The organism is Frigoribacterium sp. CFBP 8751 (genome assembly GCF_014841545.1).
Lineage (GTDB): Bacteria > Actinomycetota > Actinomycetes > Actinomycetales > Microbacteriaceae > Frigoribacterium.
This window is the reverse complement of the sequence record NZ_JACYUB010000001.1, coordinates 724,327-743,175: the sequence shown is the minus strand read 5'-3', so window position 1 is coordinate 743,175 and position 18,849 is coordinate 724,327. Positions and strand designations below refer to the sequence as shown.

The window sequence follows — 18,849 nt, the reverse complement described above, 5'->3', positions numbered from 1 at the left end:
CCGGGCCGTCAGCGGCGGACGGCGCCGAGGCGCGGCAACCGGGGAACACCCGCGGCGGCACCGGCCGAAGCGGGTACGACGATCTCTTGAGCGGCCGCGATCATCAGGCCGTCGACGACGACGGCGAGCGGGGCGGACTCGTCGGTGCCGCGCTTGACGAGCGCGAGGGCGACCGGGCCGAGCTCGTGGTGCAGGGCGACGCTCGTGACGTGACCGACCGATCTGGGTGCGCCGGTCTCGGGGTCTGGCCCTGCGCCTCCTGCGGTGTCGGCCTCGTCGGGGACGCTGCCCGCGACCGGGGCCAGCACGACCTCGGCACCGCGCTCGGGCAGCACGCCGTCGCTGCCGTCCAGGTGGAGCATGACGAGCCGCCGCGGCGGGTGGCCGATGTTGTGCACCTTGGCGACGGTCTCTTGGCCGCGGTAGCACCCCTTGGTGAGGTGCACCGCGCTGCGCATCCAGTCGAGCTCGTGCGGGATGGTGCGCTCGTCGACCTCGGTCGAGAGGCGGGGACGCCAGGCCTCGATGCGCAGGGCCTCGAGGGCGAGGGTGCCCGCCACGGCGAGCCGCTCGGCCGGGAGGGCCGCGAGCGCGTCGAGGTCGGATCGTCGGACCAGGCTCTCGCGGTAGGTCCAGTCGTGACCGGGGTGACGGTCGGGGTCGGCGTAGCTGTGGCCGCCGACGGCCACCTCGTGCCAGGGATCGACCCAGACGAGCGCCGTGTCGTGCGACGTCAGGACCGGGACGAGCGGGACGGTGCCGTCGCCGTCGCGGTCGTCGTCGAGCAGGTCGTGCATGGAGCCGATCGTCGCGACGTCGCCCGTGCGGTCGGCGACCTCGACGCGCAGCATGAAGCGCATGCGGTCGAGCCAGGTGCCGAGGGGGGCGACCTCGGAGCGGTCGACGAGCAGCCAGGCGGTCTCGCCGTCGTCGAGGACGCGGGCCGCGTGCTCGAGACGTCCGTTGGCGTCGAGCAGCAGGGTCTCGGTCGAGACTCCCGGCGCGAGACCGACGAGGGCCTGGCTCGTCAGCGAGTTGAGCCAGCTGAGCCGATCGGGCCCCGTCACGGTCAGCACGCCGCGGTCGGACAGGTCGACGACCGCCGCCCCCCGGGCGAGTTGACGCTGTTCGCCGAGCGGGTTGCCGTAGTGCGCCGCCACGCCCGAACCGTCGTCGACGAAGCCGTCACGCGTCGAGAAGGGCGAGACCACGGGGCCCGTGGCCTCGGGGGTCGGGCCGCCGGCGTCAGTCAACGCGTGCCAGCTGCCCGGACGCGTGAGAACGCAGCTCTTGGCCGAGGGCCGCGATGTCCCACGCCCAGAAGAGCTTGCCCTCGACGAGGCCGTACATGCGGGTGGCGGCCGAGTACTCTTTCGCGTTGCTCGACCGGACGACGGCATCGGTGGCGAGGTCGATCCGCGGCCCCTTGACCCGACCGAGGTAGAGCTCGTTGACGCCGGTCGGATGGGCGATCTGCACCTCGAGGCCGAAGCCGTCGTCGGGCGTCCGGAGGATCTCGACCGCCCGGGCCGACGTGAAGGGCTGGACGCCGACACCGGGCAGCATGCCGGGGCCGCGGTCACCCGGCTCGGCCGGGCGTTCGAGCCGCCAGTAGCCGGTCTCGCTCGTCAGCGGCGTGTGCTCGTCGTCGAGCAGCCAGGTGAACGAGCTGTAGTTCAGGAAGGGCAGGCCGTCGTGGCTGAAGCTGATGCGCTGCCCGAACTGGTGGGTGCGCCGTTCGGTGCCCGGTTCGGAGTCGGGGTCGCCCTCGCCGATCTTGTAGTCGACGACGCCGGTGCCCTGCCAGACGCCGATCAACCACGAGAGGGGGACGAGCTCGGACGGCAGGTCGGTGGGGATGTCGATCATGGAGCGGTCAGCGCTGACCCTTGAACAACTTGAGCAGGACGACGACCGAGACGAAGCCGATGGCGAGGGTGGCGAGGCCGAGGAGCCCGATGTAGAACACCTCGAGTGCGAGCAGGGAATCCATGACGTCGAGCCTACCCGGCGACCACCGACGTGCCCAGTCCTTCGGGGCGACCGTTCAGACGATCCGAGCGGCGGGCGGTCAGACGAGCGCGAAGACGCCCGTCACGACGGCCAGGATCACCAGGCTGCCGCAGGTGCTGAGCATCGTGCGCGAGACCAGGCCGTCCTTCTGACTCGTGGCGAGCTGCAGCACGAAGGTGAGCACGATGGCCCCGCCGAGGGCGAGGACGACGTGGTCCCAGTATTCGGAGGCGGGCGACCGCAGGCCGATCAGCACGGCCACGACGAGCGTGGCGACCCAGACCGGGACGACCGTGATCGGCTTGAGCCGTGCCGTCGTCGCGTCGACGTCTCGTTCGCCTGCCTGCACCGTTCGTCCCTCGTTCGTGTCCGCCGTTCTGCCGACCTGCCCTAGCATCGGATGGTCGGAGTGGCGGGGTCTCATGTTTTAGACTGCTCGACAGTACATTCACTGGAGGTCGTGTGGCGCAGCTCTTGGTACTGACCTCTGCGGGCGGCCCCGACGTCCTGCCGTCGCTCGCCTTGCTCAGCCACCGTACCCGGCAGATCCCGGCCGAACCCGCGCAACTGGTGAACGCGCCCTCGAGCGACCTGATCTTCGTCGACGCCCGCGCCGACCTCGCCAGCGCCAAGTCGCTGTGCAAGATCCTCCGCACCACCGGCGTCACGGTGCCGCTCGTCCTGGTGCTCACCGAGGGCGGGCTGACCGCCGTCAACAGCGAGTGGGGCGTCGACGACGTCATCCTCGAGACCGCCGGTCCCGCCGAGATCGACGCCCGCATCCGCCTGGTCACGGGTCGCCTCGCGCAGTCGCAGAACGGCTCGAAGATCCACGCCTCGGGCGTCGTCATCGACGAGGCCAGCTACTCGGCGAAGGTGCACGGCCGCCCCCTCGACCTCACCTTCAAAGAGTTCGAGCTGCTCCGCTTCTTCGCCACGCATCCGTCCCGCGTCTTCACCCGCGAGCAGCTGCTCAGCGAGGTCTGGGGCTACGACTACTTCGGCGGCACGCGCACGGTCGACGTGCACGTCCGGCGCCTCCGGGCCAAGCTCGGCGACCTCGAGTCGCTGATCGGCACCGTGCGCAACGTGGGTTACCGGTTCAACGTCTACGACGACGACGCCCAGGCGGTCGTCTCGTGAGCACGGTGGCGTCGTGACGGGCGCGGCCGACGCGACCCGCGCCTCCTTCGTGCCCGCTCTCGCCCGCGCGGCCATCGAGGCCGACGGCAGCCCGCCGTTCTCCGACCAGACGCTGGTCGACGTCCGGTCGGGCGCGGCGACCGTGGTCGGCGATGCGCACGCCGCGGCGGTGCTGCGCGACGGCGAGGCCGAACTGGTCGTGCATCCCGACGACCGCCGACAGGGACGCGGCGCCGAGCTGCTGCAGCGACTCGTCGACGAGACCGAGGGTCCGCTGCTGCTCTGGGCCCACGGCGACCACCCGGGCTCGCGCGTGCTCGCCGCGCGCTTCGGCCTCGCCGAGACGCGTCGCTTGGTGCAACAGCGTGCCGACGTCCCCGCCGGGCCCCCCGCGCCCCGCCTGCGTGACGGCGACCGGGTCGCCTCGTTCCGACCGGGCGTCGACGACCAGGCCTGGCTCGACCTCAACGCCCGGGCGTTCGCCGACCACCCCGAGCAGGGCTCGCTGGTCCAGGCCGACCTCGACGCGCGGAAGGCCGAGCCGTGGTTCGACGCGGGCGACTTCGTCCTGCTCTGGCGCGGCGACGAACTGCTCGCCTTCTGCTGGCTGAAGCTCGACGAGAATCAGCCCGGGGAGTTCTACGCGGTCGGCGTCTCGCCCGACCACCAGGGCGAAGGCCTCGGAGGCGCGGTGGTCGACGCCGGGTTCGCCCGCCTCGCCGAGCGCGGGGCCGGCACCGCGGGACTGTACGTCGAGGGCGACAACACCGCTGCCCTCCGGCTCTACGCGGCTCGCCGGTTCACGGACCACGCGGTCGACGTGCAGTACACGCTCACGCGCTGAACGCTCCCGGCAGGCGTGCCGTTCTCGATCGGGGGGTGCGCGTCGATCCGGTCCACCGATATGCTGCGGTTCGGATGACAGCGATCGAGGGGGCATCATGACCGATCAGACCAGACCGAGCGGCGACGACCAGGGGCACGACGGGCCGCCGGCCGAGGGGCAGCACCCCGAAGGGCAGCAGCCTCAGGGGCAGCACCCCGAGGGGCAGGGGCACGAACCGACCACAGCGCCCGCCGCGTTCCCCTACCAGGACCTGCCGTACGGACAACAGCCCGACGGTCAGGCGCCGCGGCCGACCGGCCACGGACACCAGCTCTACGGTTCCGCGCCGCGGCCGAGCGACCACGAGCAGCAGCAGGGTGCGTACGGACAGCCCCAGGGTGCTTACGAGCAGCCACAGGGCGCTTACGAGCAGCCACAGGGCGCTTACGAGCAGCCGTACGGCGTCGCCGGCCACGCGCAGGAGGCACCCGGGCAGGATGCCTACGGCCAGCCGACCCAGCAGTTCGCGTACGCGCAGGCTCCCACTCCCCCGGCACCGAGCACGCCCGAGCAGGCCGCACGGCGTCGGCGACTGCTGATCGGCCTCATCGGCGGAGCAGCCCTGCTGCTCGTGTTGGTCGTGGCGGGTGCCGTGACGTTCGCCACGATGAGCGCCTCCCACCGGCCCGAGGCCACCGTCCGCGACTACCTGGGCGCGGTCCAAGCCGGCGAGGTCGAACGCGCCCTGGCCCTGGACGGCACCGAGGTCGCCGACGGCGACGTCCTGCTGACCGACGACGCCTACGCCGCAGCCGATGACCAGGTCGACGGGTTCCAGCTGGGCGCCGTCTCGACCGACGGAGACGACGCGCAGGTCGAGGCCGTCGTGCACCGTGCCGACGGGTCGACCCATGCGCAGGACTTCACGCTCGTCCGCGACGGGCGCGATCTGCTGTTCTTCGACCGCTGGGCGCTCCAGCCGGTCGACCTCGGCACGGTCTCGGTGCAGGTCGCCGGCCCGGCGTCGGCCGAGATCGCCGTCGACGGAACGCCCGTCACCCGGGGGTCCGACGGCTCGGTGAGCCTCAAGGCCTTCCCCGGCAGCTACGAGGTCGCCCTCGCCGCCGAGAACGAGTCGTACTCCGCCACCGCCGCGACGGCCGTGGTCGAGGGTGCCGTCGTCACCGCCCAGCCGACCCTGCTCACGACCACCCTCACGCCGGCGGGAACCACGGCGGCGACCGCGGCCGTCGACGCCTGGGTCGCGGGCTGCATCGCCTCGACCGATCTGCGTCCGGAGGGCTGCAGCTTCGGCCTGTACGACACGGAGTCGGGCCGGTACACGCTGTCCGGGCAGAAATGGACGCTCGAGTCGGCGCCGCAGTTCATCGTCGGCGACTGGCAGGACGGCGGTTGGGCGGTCAGCACGACGACCCCGGGCTCGGCCTCCTTCACCGCCCAGGGGGTCGACGCCGCGGGCAACAGCGGCGTGTACGGGTCGCTCGCACCGGTGCCGGTGCGGGTGGGCGGCCTGATCAGCGACGTGACCGCCGACGGCGCCACGTTCACCTCGAGCGTCGCCACGCCGCTCACCTGACGCGAGGGGTACAACCGGGGTACACCAACGGCTCGGCGAGGCCTACTCCAGGGGGCCGGGCGGAGCTGCCATCGCGCTCCCAGCACCGAGGAGTGGATTGAGGCACCGCGCACGGTACGCATCCCATCGTCAGGAGAACACCATGAACCCCGTCAAGTTCCTTTCCGATCTCGGCCTCCAGAGCAAGCACGCCTACTGGGGAGGCTTCGCCTCCATCGTGATCGCCCTCGTGGCCTGGATCGCCTCACAGGGGAAGGACTCGTCCGACAAGGCGCAGTCCGACCGCTGGGGCATCTTCATCGGTCACTGGGCGCCGACCTTCTTCGCCCTGGGCATCGCGCTGAAGAACGAAGAGAAGTAGGCACGACACCACCAGTACGACGACGCCCCCGCCGAACCGGCGGGGGCGTCGTCGTCCGCGGGGTGCGGCGGCGGTCGGCCGAGGGCACCTCAGAGCAGGGCCGGCGCACCGCCCAGGGCGAACGGTGACAGCAGGCCGGTGATCTCCTTGAGCGGCGGTCGCGCGTACTCGCCGCGCTTGCCGGTGACGAGCCCCAGACGCACGAGGGACTCGGCGAACACCGTCGCGGCGGCGACCCCGTCGACGACGGGGGCGCCGATCTCGTCCGAGATCGACCGACAGAGGTCGGTCATCCCGGCACAGCCGAGCAGGACCGCGTCGGCCCCCGACGCCAGGACCTCGTGACACTCGTCGACGATCAGGGCTCGCGCGTCCGACGAGGGGTCGTCGAGTCCCAGCACCGACACCTCGCACGCGCGGACCTCGACGCAGCGGTCGGCGAAGCCGTACCGCTGCACCAGCTCGCGGGACCGCCCGACGGTGCGCCCGAGCGTGGTCACGATGCCGAAGCCGCGCCCGACCATCGAGGCCGCGTGCATGCCGGCCTCGGCGATGCCCAGCACGGGGCCGGTCGCCAGCTCGCGGGCGGCGTCCAACCCCGGGTCGCCGAAGCAGGCGAGCACGTGGGCGTCGACACCGTCGCGTTCTCCGTCGCGGACCAACTCGAGGACACCGGGTACCGCCAGCGCCTCCTCGTAGTGGCTCTCGATCGACGCGGGACCCATCGACGGGCCGAGCGCCTCGACGCGGGTGCCCGGCCCGACGACGGCGGCCGCGGTGCGGCCGATCGCGGCGGTCATGGCCTGTGTCGTGTTGGGGTTGATCAGGCGGAGCCTCATGCGGTCCGGCCCTCGGTCGGTCGGTCGACGGTCCCGTCGTCGACCGTGGGGTCGTCGGCGTCGAGTCGGGGCATGCGGGGCCGACGCTTCTCGAGGGCCCAGAACAGCACGAGACCGAGGCCGCAGCCGACGAACCAGCTGTAGTTGCCGATCCAGGTGAGCGAGGGGCCACCGGCGTCCACGACCCAACCGGGCACGAGTGCCGACGCGACCGAGACGGCGCCCGCGAGCACGAGGGTCCAGACGGCGTTGGGGTTGAACCCGCCGCGGTACCAGTAGCGACCCGACGGCGACATCGTGAACATGTCCTCGACGGCGACGCGCTGACGGGCGACGAGGTAGTAGCCGGCGATCAGCATGCCGAACAGCGGCCCGATCAGCGCCCCCAGCACGCCGAGCGTGTACTGGATCGCCTCGGCGTTGCCGTACCAGTTCCAGGGGGTGAGCAGCACGGAACCGACGGCGGCGATCATGCCGCCGAGCCGCCAGCTGATCTTCCGCGGCGCGACGTTCGAGAAGTCGAAGGCCGGTGCGATGAAGTTGGCGACGATGTTGATGCCGACGGTCGCGGTGACGAAGGTGAGACCGCCGAGCAGGACCACGAAGGGCGTGCCGATGGCGTCCACGGTCTCGATCGGGTCGGTGATGAGTCGACCGAACACCGGCACCGTCGCCGAGGCGCACAGCACGGTGAGGATCGAGAAGAAGAGGAAGTTCACCGGCAGCCCGAGGAAGTTGCCTCGCTTCACCGCCGCGAAGCTCTTGCCGTACCGGGAGAAATCACCGAAGTTCAGGACGGGCCCCGAGAAGTAGCTGACGACGATGGCGACGGCCGACGCCATGACCGGCAACGACGCGGCGAACGACAGGGGCTCGCCCACCGAGAGGTCGAGGTCGATCGCGCTCCAGCCCGCCTGCGAGACGAGGTAGACCGCGAGGGCGATCATCAGCACGTAGACGGCGGGACCGGCGAAGTCGATGAACCGACGGATGGTCTCCATGCCGCGCCAGAACAGGGCCGCCTGGGCGAACCACAGGATGCCGTACGAGATCCACCCCAGGGCGCTGAGGCCGAGGAAGGACGGCTCGAGCAGCGCGGCCGTCGACGGGACGAACTTGAGGAAGACGATGTTAAGCGATTCCGCGGCCAGGTAGGTCTGCACGCCGTACCAGGCCGTCGCGATGAGGCCCCGGATGATCGCCGGCACGTTGGCCCCGAGCACGCCGAAGACGGCGCGGTTGATGACCGGGTAGGGAACGCCCGTGCGCTGGCTGGGCTTGGCGACGAGGTTCGCGAAGACGTTGACGATCACGATGCCGACCACGAGCGACACGAGCACCTGCCAGCTCGCGATGCCGAGGGCGAAGAGGCTGCCGGCGGTCACGTAGCCGCCGACCGAGTGCACGTCCGACATCCAGAAGGCGAAGATGTTGTAGCTCGACCAGGACTGTCTCTTCAGCGGTGCGAGGTCGTCGTTCGTCAGCCGGGGGTCCCGGGCACCCTCGATCCGAGCGGCCGCGACGGACGTGAGCGGGGCGGGTGGGCCGGCGGCTCCGACGGCGGACGGGGCCGGGTCGGCCGGGGGTCGGGCGATGTCTGTGGTCACGGCGTGCCTCCAGGCGGCGTTGTAGTCTGACGATCGGCGGGACGGGTCGACCGTGAATCTATGGCTTCACGGATTCGGCCTCATGTCGGCCGTGTTACGTGTTCGTGACAGCGGTTGCTTCACGAGAGCGCGCCAGCCCGACCACCCGTCCCCGCACCAGGAGGGTCATGCCCGACGACCCCGACGCGTCCCCGTCGGCGATCGGCGATCTCGACGCCGCCGCCCTCGGCGCCCGCCTGCGCCACCTCCGCGCGGCGGCGGGTCTCTCGCTCAGCGCCCTCGCCCGGGCCCTCGACATCTCACCCAGTGCCGTGTCGCAGATCGAGCGCGGCGTCCGGCGCCCCTCGGTCAGCCGGCTGATCGCCATCGTCCAGGTGCTCGGGGTGCCGCTCGCCGACGTCTTCGACGACCGGGCCGAGCCCGCCACCCGTCGCACGGCCCCGTCCGACCGCGGCGACGCCGCCACGGGCGGCTACGTCCTGGCCCGAGGAGGCGCGGCGCAGCCGGTCGTGCTCCGCGGCGGAGTGGTCTTCCGCCGCCTCTCGCCCGCCCATCTCTCGGGCGTCGACTTCTTCGAGTCGACCTACCCGCCCGGAGCCCTCGCCACCGAGGTCGCCGCCCTCGTCACCCACGAGGGCTACGAGGTCGGCACCGTCACCTCGGGAGAGCTGACCATCGACTTCCCCGACGAGACCGTCACGATGCGGGCCGGCGACTCGATCACCTTCCCGTGCGACCTGCCGCACCGGTTGAGCAACGTCGGCGGGGTCGACGCGGTCGCCACGTGGCTGATCGTGCACTGAACCGGCGCGACCGGGCCCGCCCGCGCCTCCTCCCCCGGCCGTCGGGTGTCCACACGTCATCTCGCGTTTACCCGGGACGACGCTGAGAGGCGGTCGGGGGTGGCACGATGGTGCGATGGACAGCAGCGAACCCCGCGTCGACGGCGCCGGCGTCACCCCCGACTTCCTCGACGACTTCGACGAGATCGTCAGCTTCGAGGACGGCACCCTGCCCGCCGAGCGCTACCTCGACCGCGAGCTGAGCTGGCTTGCGTTCAACCAGCGCGTGCTCGAGCTCGCAGAGGACCCGACGACGCCGCTGCTCGAACGGGCCAACTTCCTGGCGATCTTCGCGAGCAACCTCGACGAGTTCTTCATGGTGCGCGTCGCCGGCCTGAAGCGCCGCATCGCGACGGGCCTCGCCGTGCCGACCAACGTGGGGCGCGGGCCGAACGAGGTGTTGGCCGACATCAACAAGAAGGCCCACGAGCTGCAAGAGCGCCATGCCCGGGCGTTCCTCGACCTGGTCAAGCCCGACCTCGACGACGCAGGCATCCACATCGAGAACTGGTCCGACCTCGAAGAGGCCGACCGGGTGCGCATGCGCGAGATCTTCGCCGAGCAGATCTTCCCGGTGCTCATGCCGCTCGCGGTCGACCCGGCCCACCCCTTCCCCTACATCTCGGGGCTGTCGCTGAACCTGTCCATCCGCGTCCGCAACCCGAAGACGATGCGTCAGGAGTTCGCCCGCCTCAAGGTGCCGCAGATGCTGCCGCGCTTCGTGCAGCTGCCCGACAACGACAGCGGCCGCGTGCGGTTCATCCCCCTCGAGGACCTCATCGCCAACCACCTGCAAGACCTCTTCCCCGGCATGGAGGTCGTCGAGCACCACGTGTTCCGCGTCACCCGCAACGAAGACGTCGAGGTCGACGAGGACGAGTCCGAGAACCTCATCCAGGCCCTCGAGCGCGAGCTGCTGCGCCGCCGGTTCGGTCCGCCGATCCGCCTCGAGATCACCGACGACATGGACCCGGTCACCCTCGAGCTGCTCGTCCGCGAACTCGACGTGACCGACCAAGAGGTCTACAAGCTGCCGGCCCCGCTCGACCTGGCCGGCCTGTTCGAGATCACCAAGATGCCGCGGGCCGACCTCAAGTACCCCAAGCACCTGCCGACCACGGCGGTCCAGCTGCAGCAGACCGAGCCGAACATGAAGCCAGACATGTTCGCCAGCATCGCGCGTCAGGACATCCTCGTGCACCACCCGTACGAGTCGTTCGCGACCAGCGTGCAGGCGTTCCTCGAACAGGCCGCGGCCGACCCCAACGTGCTGGCCATCAAGCAGACGCTCTACCGCACGAGCGGCGACAGCCCGATCATCGAGGCCCTCATCGACGCCGCCGAAGCGGGCAAGCAGGTGCTCGCGCTCGTCGAGGTCAAGGCGCGGTTCGACGAACAGAACAACATCACCTGGGCCCGCAAGCTCGAGAAGGCCGGCGTGCACGTCGTCTACGGCCTCGTCGGGCTCAAGACCCACTGCAAGCTCGCCCTGGTCATCCGCCAGGAGAAGGGCACGCTCAAGCACTACACGCACATCGGCACGGGCAACTACAACCCGAAGACCAGCCGCATCTACGAAGACATGGGTCTGTTCACCGCCGACGACCAGGTCGGCAAAGACCTGACGCGCCTCTTCAACGAGCTGTCGGGCTACGCGATCGAGAAGAAGTTCAAGCGACTGCTCGTGGCTCCTCGTTACCTCCGTCGCGGTCTGCTCAAACAGATCCAGAACGAGATCGAGAACGCGCAGGCCGGGCGCCCCGCGGGCATCCGCATCAAGATCAACTCGATCGTCGACGAGCAGATCATCGACGCGCTCTACAAGGCGAGCCAGGCCGGGGTCCCCGTCGACGTCTGGGTGCGCGGCATCTGCACGATCAAGCCGGGTGAGCCGGGGCTCAGCGACAACATCCGGGTTCGGTCGATCCTCGGGCGGTACCTCGAGCACAGCCGTCTGTTCTGGTTCGCCGCCGACGGCGACCCGCAGGTCTTCATCGGAAGCGCCGACATGATGCACCGCAACCTCGACCGTCGCGTCGAGGCCCTGGTGCGCCTGACGCAGGCCGACCACCTCACCGAGGTCGCCGACCTGTTCGAGCAGGCCATGTCGGACGAGACCGCCTCCTGGTGGCTCGAGTCCGACGGCACCTGGACCCGCCACGCACGTGACGCCGAGGGCCGGTCGCTGACCGATCTGCAGAACGCCCAGATGAAGGCGATCACGCAGCGGAAGCGCTCCAAGCGATGACCATCACCTCGACGACCGTCGTCGCCGCAGGCGCCGTCTGCTGGCGGCTGGTCGAGGGCAAGGTCCGGGTGCTGCTCATCCACCGCGACCACCACGGCGACGTCTCGCTGCCCAAGGGCAAGGTCGACCCGGGCGAGGCGACGCCCCAGACGGCCGTTCGGGAGATCCGCGAAGAGACCGGTTACCGCGTCACGCTGGGCGCCCCGCTCGGCACGGCCGAGTACCTGCTGCCCGGCGGTCGCGACAAGGTCGTGCACTACTGGTCCGCCGAGGTGACCGACGAGTCCGTGGCCGAGGCCGGGACGTTCACGCCGAACCACGAGGTCGCCGCCATCGAGTGGGTCGGCATCGACAAGGCGAAGGCGATGCTGACCTACGCCCGCGACGCCGACGTGCTCCAGCGCTTCGCCGACCGGGCGACGACGGGCAGGGCTCGCACCTTCCCGATCGTGGCCCTCCGTCACGCGAAGACCACCTCGCCGTCCGACTGGCACGGCTCGGACGCCACACGCCCGCTGCTGCCCCAGGGCCGCCGCCAGGCGAAGTCGGTCGCACCGGTCATCGCGGCCTGGGCCCCGACGCGCATCGTCAGCAGCACGGCGGCGCGGTGCCTGGCCACGCTCGAGCCCCTGTCCGAGCTGACCCGGGTCGGCGTCCGACAGACCGACGCGATCAGCCAGGACGCCTTCGAACAGGGCACGGACGACGTCGCCGGGGTGGTCAAGAAGCGACTGAAGAAGAAGGTCGCGGCCGTCATCTGCAGCCACGGCCCCGTGCTGCCCGAGGTCATCCGGCAGATCTCGCTGGGGACCAAGGGGGGCGACCGCATCGACCTGCGCCGTGCCTCGTCGCTCGGCACGGCCGAGTTCACCGTGCTGCACGTCTCGGTCGACGACACGGCGCTCGTCGCGATCGAGACGCACGGCCCGGCCGCCTGACCCGCGCCTCCTCGGCTCCCCTACGTCATCGAGACGGTCGGCCCCCGCCTGCGACGGGCGGGGGCCGACCTCTGTCGGGACGCGCTTGTCCCGGCCGATGTTCCCCCCTCGTTCACCTTCCGTTCACCGGGGCAGGCGACCGTGGTTAACCCGTCGCCGTAGCGTCTCGCACGGGTCGGCACCTGGCCCACAGCACCCAGCCATCACATCCCGAAAAGGACCCCCCTGTGAACTTCAAGCGCACCGGCAGCATCGTCGCGATCGCCGCGGTCGGAACCATGCTCCTCGCGTCCTGCGCCAGCAACGAAGGCGGCGCCTCGCCCTCGGGCGACGCATCGGCCAGCGACCTCTCCGGCTCCATCTCGGGCATCGGCGCCTCGTCGCAGCAGGCCGCGCAAGAAGCCTGGGTCGCGGGCTTCCAGACCGCCAACCCCGACGTCACCATCAACTACGACCCGCAGGGTTCGGGTGGCGGCCGTGAGAGCTTCATCTCGGGCGCCGCGGACTTCGCCGGCTCCGACCGTGCCTTCAAGACCGACGAGATCTCGTCGAGCACCTTCGCCGGCTGCACGCCCGACACCGGCATCGTCGAGCTGCCCGCCTACGTCTCGCCCATCGCGGTCGTCTTCAACCTCGACGGCGTCGACGAGCTCAACCTGACCCCCGCCACTATCGCCGGCATCTTCAGCGGCAAGATCACCACCTGGGACGCCGCCGAGATCAAGGCCGACAACCCCGACGCCGACCTGCCCAGCACGGGCATCACCGCCGTCCACCGCTCGGACGACTCGGGCACCACCGAGAACTTCACGGACTACCTGCACGAGACCGCGGGCGACACCTGGACCGAAGAGGCCGACGGCACGTGGCCGACCGCGTTCGGCGGCGAGGGCGCCTCGGGCACCACCGGCGTGATCGACGCCGTCACCAACGGCACCGGCACCATCGGCTACGCCGACGCCTCGCGCGCCGGTGACCTCGGTGTCGCCAAGGTCAAGGTCGGCGACGACTTCGTCGGTTACTCGGCCGAGGCCGCTGCCGCCATCGTCGACGAGTCGCCCGAAGAAGAGGGTCGCACCGACGGTGACATCGCCATCGCGCTCGACCGCACCTCGACCGCCGCGGGCGTCTACCCGATCGTCCTGGTCAGCTACCTGATCGCGTGCGAGTCCTACGAGGACGCCGCCAAGGGCGAGCTCGTCAAGGCGTACCTCTCGTACGTCACCAGCGAAGACGGCCAGAAGGTCGCGGCCGACGCCGCCGGCTCGGCCCCGATCTCGAGCACCCTCTCGGGCCAGGTCGCCGACGCCATCGCACTGATCAAGTAACACGGCACCACCCCGGGGGCCCGGGAACGCACCGCGTGCGTTCCCGGGCCATCGGCCTGACAGGCACCACGCACGACGCACGACGCACGACGCACGACCATCAGCACCACGCACAACCCCCGAACCCCACCCGAGCCTCCGGAGGACCCCGTCCGATGACCGCCCCCGCCACGACCTCGGCCCCCGCCGTCGTCCCGAAGCCCAAGCGACGTCCTGCCGACCGGATCTTCTCGGGCAGCACGGTCGTCGCCGGCGGCCTCATCCTCGCGATCCTCGCGGCCGTCGCGCTCTTCCTCATCGTGCAGAGCATCCCGGCCCTCACCGCGGCTCCCGAGGACGTCTCGCTCTCGGGCTACCCCGGATCGTTCTGGCAGTACGTCGGACCGCTGGCATTCGGCACGGTCTACGCCGCCGCCCTCGCCCTCCTGATGGCCCTCCCCGTCGCCATCGGCATCGCCCTCTTCATCTCGCACTACGCGCCGCGCAAGCTCGCCCAGGGACTCGGCTACGTGATCGACCTCCTGGCCGCCGTGCCGTCGGTCGTCTTCGGCCTGTGGGGCAGCATCGTGCTCGCCCCCGCGATCCAGCCCTTCTACGACTGGCTGGTCAGCACGTTCGGCTGGTTCCCGCTCTTCGCCGGCCCCGTCTCGGGCACGGGTCGTACCCTCCTGACCGCCTCGATCGTGCTCGCCGTGATGATCCTGCCGATCATCACCGCCCTGAGCCGCGAGGTCTTCCTCCAGACGCCGGTGCTGCACGAAGAGGCCGCCCTGGCCCTCGGGGCCACCCGCTGGGAGATGATCCAGATCGCCGTGCTGCCGTTCGGCCGCCCCGGCGTCATCTCGTCCGCGATGCTGGGCCTCGGGCGTGCTCTCGGCGAGACCATGGCTGTGGCCCTCGTGCTCTCGCCGGCGCTCGTCATCAACCCCGCGATCCTGACCTCGACGAACTCCTCGACCATCGCGGCGAACATCGCCCTGCGGTTCCCCGAGGCGCACGACATCGGCATCAACACCCTGATCGCGACCGGCCTCGTGCTGTTCGTCATCACCCTGATCGTGAACTCGATCGCCCGCTACGTCATCAACCGCCGCAAGGCCTTCTCGGGAGCGAACTGATGGCCACCACCACCGCCGGCGTGCGCCGGTCCAGCCCCTCGGTCAACGCCCTCACGACGGGCCGTCTGCCCAAGGCCGCCCCGCTGGTCATCCTGCTCGGCAGCTGGGTCGTCATGGGAGTCGTCTTCGCGCTGCTGAACGCGGCCGGCGTCACCGAGTCGTTCAACTGGGTCGGTGCGATCATCCTCGGCACCGTGCTCTACGCCGTGCTCGTCTTCGTCGTCGCGATGCAGATCGAGGGCATCCGCCGCGCGAAGGACCGCGTCGTCACCACCGCCGTCAGTGCCGCGTTCATCATCGCGTTGGTCCCGCTGGTCTCGCTCCTCTTCACGGTCGTGACCTCGGGGACCAACCGGTTCGACGCGGACTTCTTCGCGATGTCAATGCGCAACGTCGTCGGAGCCGGCGGCGGTGGCCTGCACGCCATCACCGGCACCCTGCTCATCACGGCGCTGGCCGCGGTCATCTCGGTGCCGATCGGCCTGCTGACCGCAATCTACCTCGTCGAGTACGGCCAGGGCCGTCTGGCTCGCGCGATCACGTTCTTCGTCGACGTCATGACGGGCATCCCGTCGATCGTCGCCGGCCTGTTCGCCTACGCCCTCTTCGTGATCTTCTTCGGCGAAGGCGTCCGCATGGGCGCCGCGGGCTCCGTGGCACTCGCCGTCCTGATGATCCCGGTCGTCGTGCGCAGCACGGAAGAGATGCTGAAGCTCGTGCCGAACGAGTTGCGCGAGGCCGCCTACGCCCTCGGCGTGCCGAAGTGGTTGACCATCGTCAAGGTGGTCATCCCCACCTCGGTCGCCGGCATCACGACCGGCGTCATGCTGGCCATCGCGCGCATCATCGGTGAGACCGCGCCGCTGCTGATCACGGCGGGGTTCACCGCCAGCATGAACTACAACCTCTTCGACGGTCGCATGCAGTCGCTGCCGGTGTTCGCCTACAGCTCGTACGTGAGCCAGGGCACCGACGCGGCGGCCTTCATCGACCGGGCCTGGACCTCCGCCCTCACCCTGATCCTCATGGTGATGGCCCTGAACCTGCTGGCCCGCCTGATCGCCCGCGTCTTCGCCCCCAAGCTCGGCCGCTGACCCGGCCGCCCCGACCCACACCCCGTCCCGGCTCCCACCCGGCTCCCACCCCGAAGGAATCACCGTGTCCAAGCGCATCGAGGTCAACGACCTCAACGTCTACTACAGCAAGTTCAAGGCTGTCGAAGACGTCAACATCACCATCGAGCCCCGCACGGTCACCGCGTTCATCGGCCCGTCCGGCTGTGGCAAGTCGACATTCCTGCGCACGCTCAACCGCATGCACGAGGTCATCCCCGGTGCCTACGTCGAGGGCGAGGTGCTGATCGACGGCAACGACCTCTACAGCCCCGGCGTCGACCCCGTCCTGGTCCGTCGTCAGGTCGGCATGGTGTTCCAGCGCCCCAACCCGTTCCCGACGATGAGCATCCGCGACAACGTGCTCGCGGGCGTCAAGCTCAACAACCGTCGCATGTCGAAGAGCGACCAGGACGGCCTCGTCGAGTCGTCGCTGCAGGGTGCGAACCTCTGGAACGAGGTCAAGGACCGCCTCGACAAGCCCGGCTCCGGCCTCTCGGGCGGTCAGCAGCAGCGCCTCTGCATCGCACGGGCCATCGCGGTCTCCCCCGACGTCGTGCTGATGGACGAGCCCTGCTCGGCCCTCGACCCGATCTCGACGCTCGCCATCGAGGACCTCATCGAGGAGCTCAAGCAGCAGTACACGATCGTCATCGTGACCCACAACATGCAGCAGGCCAGCCGCGTCAGCGACAAGACCGCGTTCTTCAACATCGCGGGCACCGGCAAGCCCGGCAAGCTGATCGAGTACGACGACACCGCGAAGATGTTCTCGAACCCGAGCGTGCAGGCCACGGAAGACTACGTGTCGGGACGCTTCGGCTGATCCGACACCGCGCCTCCTCGGGGTGAGGCGCATCTGCACGTCGCGTGTCCGCGAGGTGCACACGAGAAGAGGCGGTCCACCGGGTGGTGGACCGCCTCTTCTCGTGGCTGCCGGGTCAGGCGTGCCGGACCAGGCGTGCCGGGTCAGGCGTGCCGGGTCAGGCGCTGGGGATGGCGACGACCGGGTCGCTGGTCGGCGACGACGATCCACCCGCGGGCTCGACCGTGATGCCGACCGTGTCGCCTGCGTTCATCTCGCCCTTGAGCACGTGGGTGGCCGGGGCGTTCGACGAGGCGTCGAAGGTACCCGCGGGCACGGCACCGTCGTCGTTGATGTACCAGAGCTCGTAGGTCTGGTCGCCGGGCAGCGAGGTCATCCCGTCGACGACGACGGCCGAGCGACCGAGTTCGTTCGACCAGATGAGCGTCGCCTTGCCACCGGTGCTGACGTCGGCCACCGAGCGCTGGAAGTCGCTCGCGGCGTAGATCTCGTCGATGCCGGAGGCCTGCTGCTCTTGCTGCTGGCCGGACTGACCGAGGCCCTCGACGAGGGCTCCACCGCCGAAGAAGAGCGCGGCAGCCGCGGCGGCCGCACCGAGGACGGCGACGGGACGCGTGAACCAGCGACGGTGCGCGGCCCCGGTCGGCGTGAGGACGCGGGCACCCTCGGACTCGCTCGGCTCCATCTCGGGGGCCGGGGCACGCTCGACGCGACGTTCGTGGTCGTCGTCACCCGCGCCTCCTGCGGTCGTCGCGATGTCGTGGTCTGCCGTGGGGCTCGTCGGGGTCGTCGCGGTGAGCGGAGCCCGCTGCGGCGTCGACGCGATGAGGTCGAGCACGCTGGCGCGGAGCCCCGCCGACGGGGTGACGGGCCGGGCCGCGTGGGCGAGCAGCAATGCGGTCTCTCTCAATTCGGCCACCTCCGTCCTGGTGTCGTCGTGCTGGTCTGATGTGTCGTCGAGGAGTGCCTCGAACGCGTCTCGTTCGTCGTCGCTCAGTGCGTTGAGCACGTAGGCGCCGGACAGGTGGTCGGTGTCGGTTCTCGTGGTGCCCGCGTCGTCCGCGTGGCGGCCGTGCGTGGGCTCGTCGTGGTCGGTCACGAAGCCACCCCCATCTCGTCGCGCAGACGGATCATGCCGTCGCGCAGTCTGGTCTTGACCGTGCCGATCGGCACGTCCAACAGTTTCGCGACCTCGCTGTGGCTGAGGCCGCCGTAGTAGGCGAGCTTCACCGCCTGCCGTTGCAGTTCGGTGAGGCGCCCGAGGGCCCGCTCGACCCGCTCGTGCTCGATGCGGATCTCGACGGACTCGGTGACCGAGTCGTAGTCGGTCTCGAGGTCGCGCACACCGATCTTGAGGTCGCGGTCGCGCCCTGCCTGGGAAGCGCGGATGCGGTCGACGGCGCGGCGGTGCGCCATCGTGAGCATCCAGCTGGCGGCGCTGCCCCGGGCGGAGTCGAAGCGCGTGGCGTTCTGCCAGATCTCGAGGAAGACCTCTTGGGTCACCTCTTCGGACTGGGCATGGTCTTTCAGGAGGCGCTTGATCAGACCCAGCACACGGGGTGCCGTCTGGTCGTACAGCTCGGCGAAAGCGGCCTGGTCACCCTGCGCGACCCGCGGCAACAACATGTCGGGGGTCGACGGAGCGGGCCCGCTCTCGGGTGTCTCTGTCTCTCGGGTCACGAGTTCGAGCATGTCAGGGTTCACCTCCGGTCGCACTGTTCGTCGGTTCGTGGGTCACGATCCGGGGCGGATCGTGATGTGGGGCTGGTGGTGCTTCGTGGTGCTTCGTGGTGCGGTGTTCGTGGTGCTTCGTGGTGCGGTGTTCGTGGTGCCGTGTTCTTGATGCGGACGGGACCCCCTGCGATGCGGCCGTCTGGGATGGCGTTCAGGCCCGGTGCATCGCAGGGAGACCAGCCCGCCGACGCCCGAAGCTTAGGGAGGACGGGTGTCGGCGGGGGATCGTGGATCCCTCACGTCAATGGTTCGGTACGGGGAGCCAGGCGGATTGGGCGAACATCCGGACGCGCTCGTGTCGCTTGGTCGGCACTCCG

Annotated in this window: 18 protein-coding genes; 11 read left to right on the top strand and 7 right to left on the bottom strand. The window is 70.2% G+C overall.

Features of this window, described 5'->3' with window-relative positions:
• Window positions 1–8: 8 nt before the first annotated feature.
• The 3 genes from ygfZ to IFT88_RS03590 all read right to left on the bottom strand — a co-directional run bounded on the left by ygfZ (window position 9) and on the right by IFT88_RS03590 (window position 2,362).
• Window positions 9–1,253 (bottom strand): CAF17-like 4Fe-4S cluster assembly/insertion protein YgfZ, encoded by a 1,245-nt coding sequence (gene ygfZ, locus IFT88_RS03600; protein ID WP_199858873.1) that lies wholly within the window; start codon window positions 1,251–1,253, stop codon window positions 9–11.
• Window positions 1,246–1,869, bottom strand: a complete 624-nt coding sequence (locus IFT88_RS03595) for an FABP family protein (protein WP_192118917.1) — start codon at window positions 1,867–1,869, stop codon at window positions 1,246–1,248. The genes ygfZ and IFT88_RS03595 overlap by 8 nt, the downstream gene beginning before the upstream one ends.
• 202 nt (window positions 1,870–2,071) lie before the next feature.
• Window positions 2,072–2,362, bottom strand: a complete 291-nt coding sequence (locus tag IFT88_RS03590; protein WP_056228774.1) for a hypothetical protein — start codon at window positions 2,360–2,362, stop codon at window positions 2,072–2,074.
• A gap of 113 nt (window positions 2,363–2,475) precedes the next feature.
• Here IFT88_RS03590 and IFT88_RS03585 point away from each other — a divergent pair, with 113 nt between their 5' ends.
• From IFT88_RS03585 to IFT88_RS03570, 4 genes are all read left to right on the top strand, one after another.
• A complete protein-coding gene (locus IFT88_RS03585) occupies window positions 2,476–3,156 on the top strand; it encodes a winged helix-turn-helix domain-containing protein (protein WP_043597237.1) in 681 nt (226 codons plus the stop codon).
• 13 nt (window positions 3,157–3,169) lie between these two features.
• Entirely contained in the window at window positions 3,170–4,000 is an 831-nt protein-coding gene (mshD, locus tag IFT88_RS03580; protein WP_192118915.1) for a mycothiol synthase, read from the top strand.
• A gap of 97 nt (window positions 4,001–4,097) precedes the next feature.
• Window positions 4,098–5,579, top strand: coding sequence for a hypothetical protein (locus IFT88_RS03575; RefSeq protein ID WP_192118913.1), 1,482 nt, complete (start codon window positions 4,098–4,100; stop codon window positions 5,577–5,579).
• A 142-nt stretch (window positions 5,580–5,721) separates the two neighbouring features.
• Entirely contained in the window at window positions 5,722–5,940 is a 219-nt protein-coding gene (locus IFT88_RS03570; protein WP_043597243.1) for a hypothetical protein, read from the top strand.
• Between the two features lie 89 nt (window positions 5,941–6,029).
• Here IFT88_RS03570 and IFT88_RS03565 read toward each other — a convergent pair whose 3' ends face one another.
• Complete coding sequence (locus tag IFT88_RS03565) at window positions 6,030–6,779, bottom strand: aspartate/glutamate racemase family protein (RefSeq protein ID WP_043597246.1); 750 nt, start codon at window positions 6,777–6,779, stop codon at window positions 6,030–6,032.
• Window positions 6,776–8,386 (bottom strand): cytosine permease, encoded by a 1,611-nt coding sequence (locus IFT88_RS03560; RefSeq protein WP_192118911.1) that lies wholly within the window; start codon window positions 8,384–8,386, stop codon window positions 6,776–6,778. Before IFT88_RS03560 ends, IFT88_RS03565 begins: the two co-directional genes overlap by 4 nt.
• Window positions 8,387–8,553: 167 nt before the next feature.
• On the opposite strand from IFT88_RS03560, the gene IFT88_RS03555 reads away from it, so the two are divergent.
• From IFT88_RS03555 to pstB, 7 genes are all read left to right on the top strand, one after another.
• Window positions 8,554–9,189 carry a helix-turn-helix domain-containing protein gene (locus tag IFT88_RS03555; protein ID WP_043597248.1) on the top strand — a complete coding sequence of 212 codons (636 nt, stop codon included), beginning with the start codon at window positions 8,554–8,556 and terminating at the stop codon, window positions 9,187–9,189.
• 115 nt (window positions 9,190–9,304) lie between these two features.
• Window positions 9,305–11,476, top strand: coding sequence for an RNA degradosome polyphosphate kinase (locus IFT88_RS03550; RefSeq protein WP_056228765.1), 2,172 nt, complete (start codon window positions 9,305–9,307; stop codon window positions 11,474–11,476).
• Window positions 11,473–12,414 (top strand): NUDIX hydrolase, encoded by a 942-nt coding sequence (locus tag IFT88_RS03545; RefSeq protein WP_192118909.1) that lies wholly within the window; start codon window positions 11,473–11,475, stop codon window positions 12,412–12,414. Before IFT88_RS03550 ends, IFT88_RS03545 begins: the two co-directional genes overlap by 4 nt.
• Window positions 12,415–12,641: 227 nt before the next feature.
• Complete coding sequence (locus IFT88_RS03540) at window positions 12,642–13,742, top strand: phosphate ABC transporter substrate-binding protein PstS (RefSeq protein ID WP_446718815.1); 1,101 nt, start codon at window positions 12,642–12,644, stop codon at window positions 13,740–13,742.
• Between the two features lie 155 nt (window positions 13,743–13,897).
• Entirely contained in the window at window positions 13,898–14,860 is a 963-nt protein-coding gene (gene pstC / locus IFT88_RS03535) for a phosphate ABC transporter permease subunit PstC (protein WP_043597255.1), read from the top strand.
• Window positions 14,860–15,954, top strand: coding sequence for a phosphate ABC transporter permease PstA (pstA, locus tag IFT88_RS03530; protein WP_043597258.1), 1,095 nt, complete (start codon window positions 14,860–14,862; stop codon window positions 15,952–15,954). Before pstC ends, pstA begins: the two co-directional genes overlap by 1 nt.
• A 64-nt stretch (window positions 15,955–16,018) precedes the next feature.
• Window positions 16,019–16,798, top strand: coding sequence for a phosphate ABC transporter ATP-binding protein PstB (gene pstB, locus IFT88_RS03525; RefSeq protein WP_043597259.1), 780 nt, complete (start codon window positions 16,019–16,021; stop codon window positions 16,796–16,798).
• Window positions 16,799–16,955: 157 nt separating this feature from the next.
• Here pstB and IFT88_RS03520 read toward each other — a convergent pair whose 3' ends face one another.
• A complete protein-coding gene (locus IFT88_RS03520; RefSeq protein ID WP_052505446.1) occupies window positions 16,956–17,897 on the bottom strand; it encodes an anti-sigma factor in 942 nt (313 codons plus the stop codon).
• Window positions 17,894–18,490 (bottom strand): sigma-70 family RNA polymerase sigma factor, encoded by a 597-nt coding sequence (locus IFT88_RS03515; RefSeq protein ID WP_043597262.1) that lies wholly within the window; start codon window positions 18,488–18,490, stop codon window positions 17,894–17,896. Before IFT88_RS03515 ends, IFT88_RS03520 begins: the two co-directional genes overlap by 4 nt.
• Between the last annotated feature and the right edge of the window lie 359 nt (window positions 18,491–18,849).

Bases quoted from the DNA above. Each gene is read 5' to 3' on its own strand.
- IFT88_RS03565 (WP_043597246.1), bottom strand. From the start codon at position 6,779: ATGAGGCTCCGCCTGATCAACCCCAACACGACACAGGCCATGACCGCC.
- IFT88_RS03595 (WP_192118917.1), bottom strand. From the start codon at position 1,869: ATGATCGACATCCCCACCGACCTGCCGTCCGAGCTCGTCCCCCTCTCG.
- IFT88_RS03515 (WP_043597262.1), bottom strand. From the start codon at position 18,490: ATGCTCGAACTCGTGACCCGAGAGACAGAGACACCCGAGAGCGGGCCC.
- IFT88_RS03575 (WP_192118913.1), top strand. From the start codon at position 4,098: ATGACCGATCAGACCAGACCGAGCGGCGACGACCAGGGGCACGACGGG.
- IFT88_RS03570 (WP_043597243.1), top strand. From the start codon at position 5,722: ATGAACCCCGTCAAGTTCCTTTCCGATCTCGGCCTCCAGAGCAAGCAC.
- IFT88_RS03545 (WP_192118909.1), top strand. From the start codon at position 11,473: ATGACCATCACCTCGACGACCGTCGTCGCCGCAGGCGCCGTCTGCTGG.
- pstA (WP_043597258.1), top strand. From the start codon at position 14,860: ATGGCCACCACCACCGCCGGCGTGCGCCGGTCCAGCCCCTCGGTCAAC.
- pstC (WP_043597255.1), top strand. From the start codon at position 13,898: ATGACCGCCCCCGCCACGACCTCGGCCCCCGCCGTCGTCCCGAAGCCC.
- IFT88_RS03550 (WP_056228765.1), top strand. From the start codon at position 9,305: ATGGACAGCAGCGAACCCCGCGTCGACGGCGCCGGCGTCACCCCCGAC.
- IFT88_RS03555 (WP_043597248.1), top strand. From the start codon at position 8,554: ATGCCCGACGACCCCGACGCGTCCCCGTCGGCGATCGGCGATCTCGAC.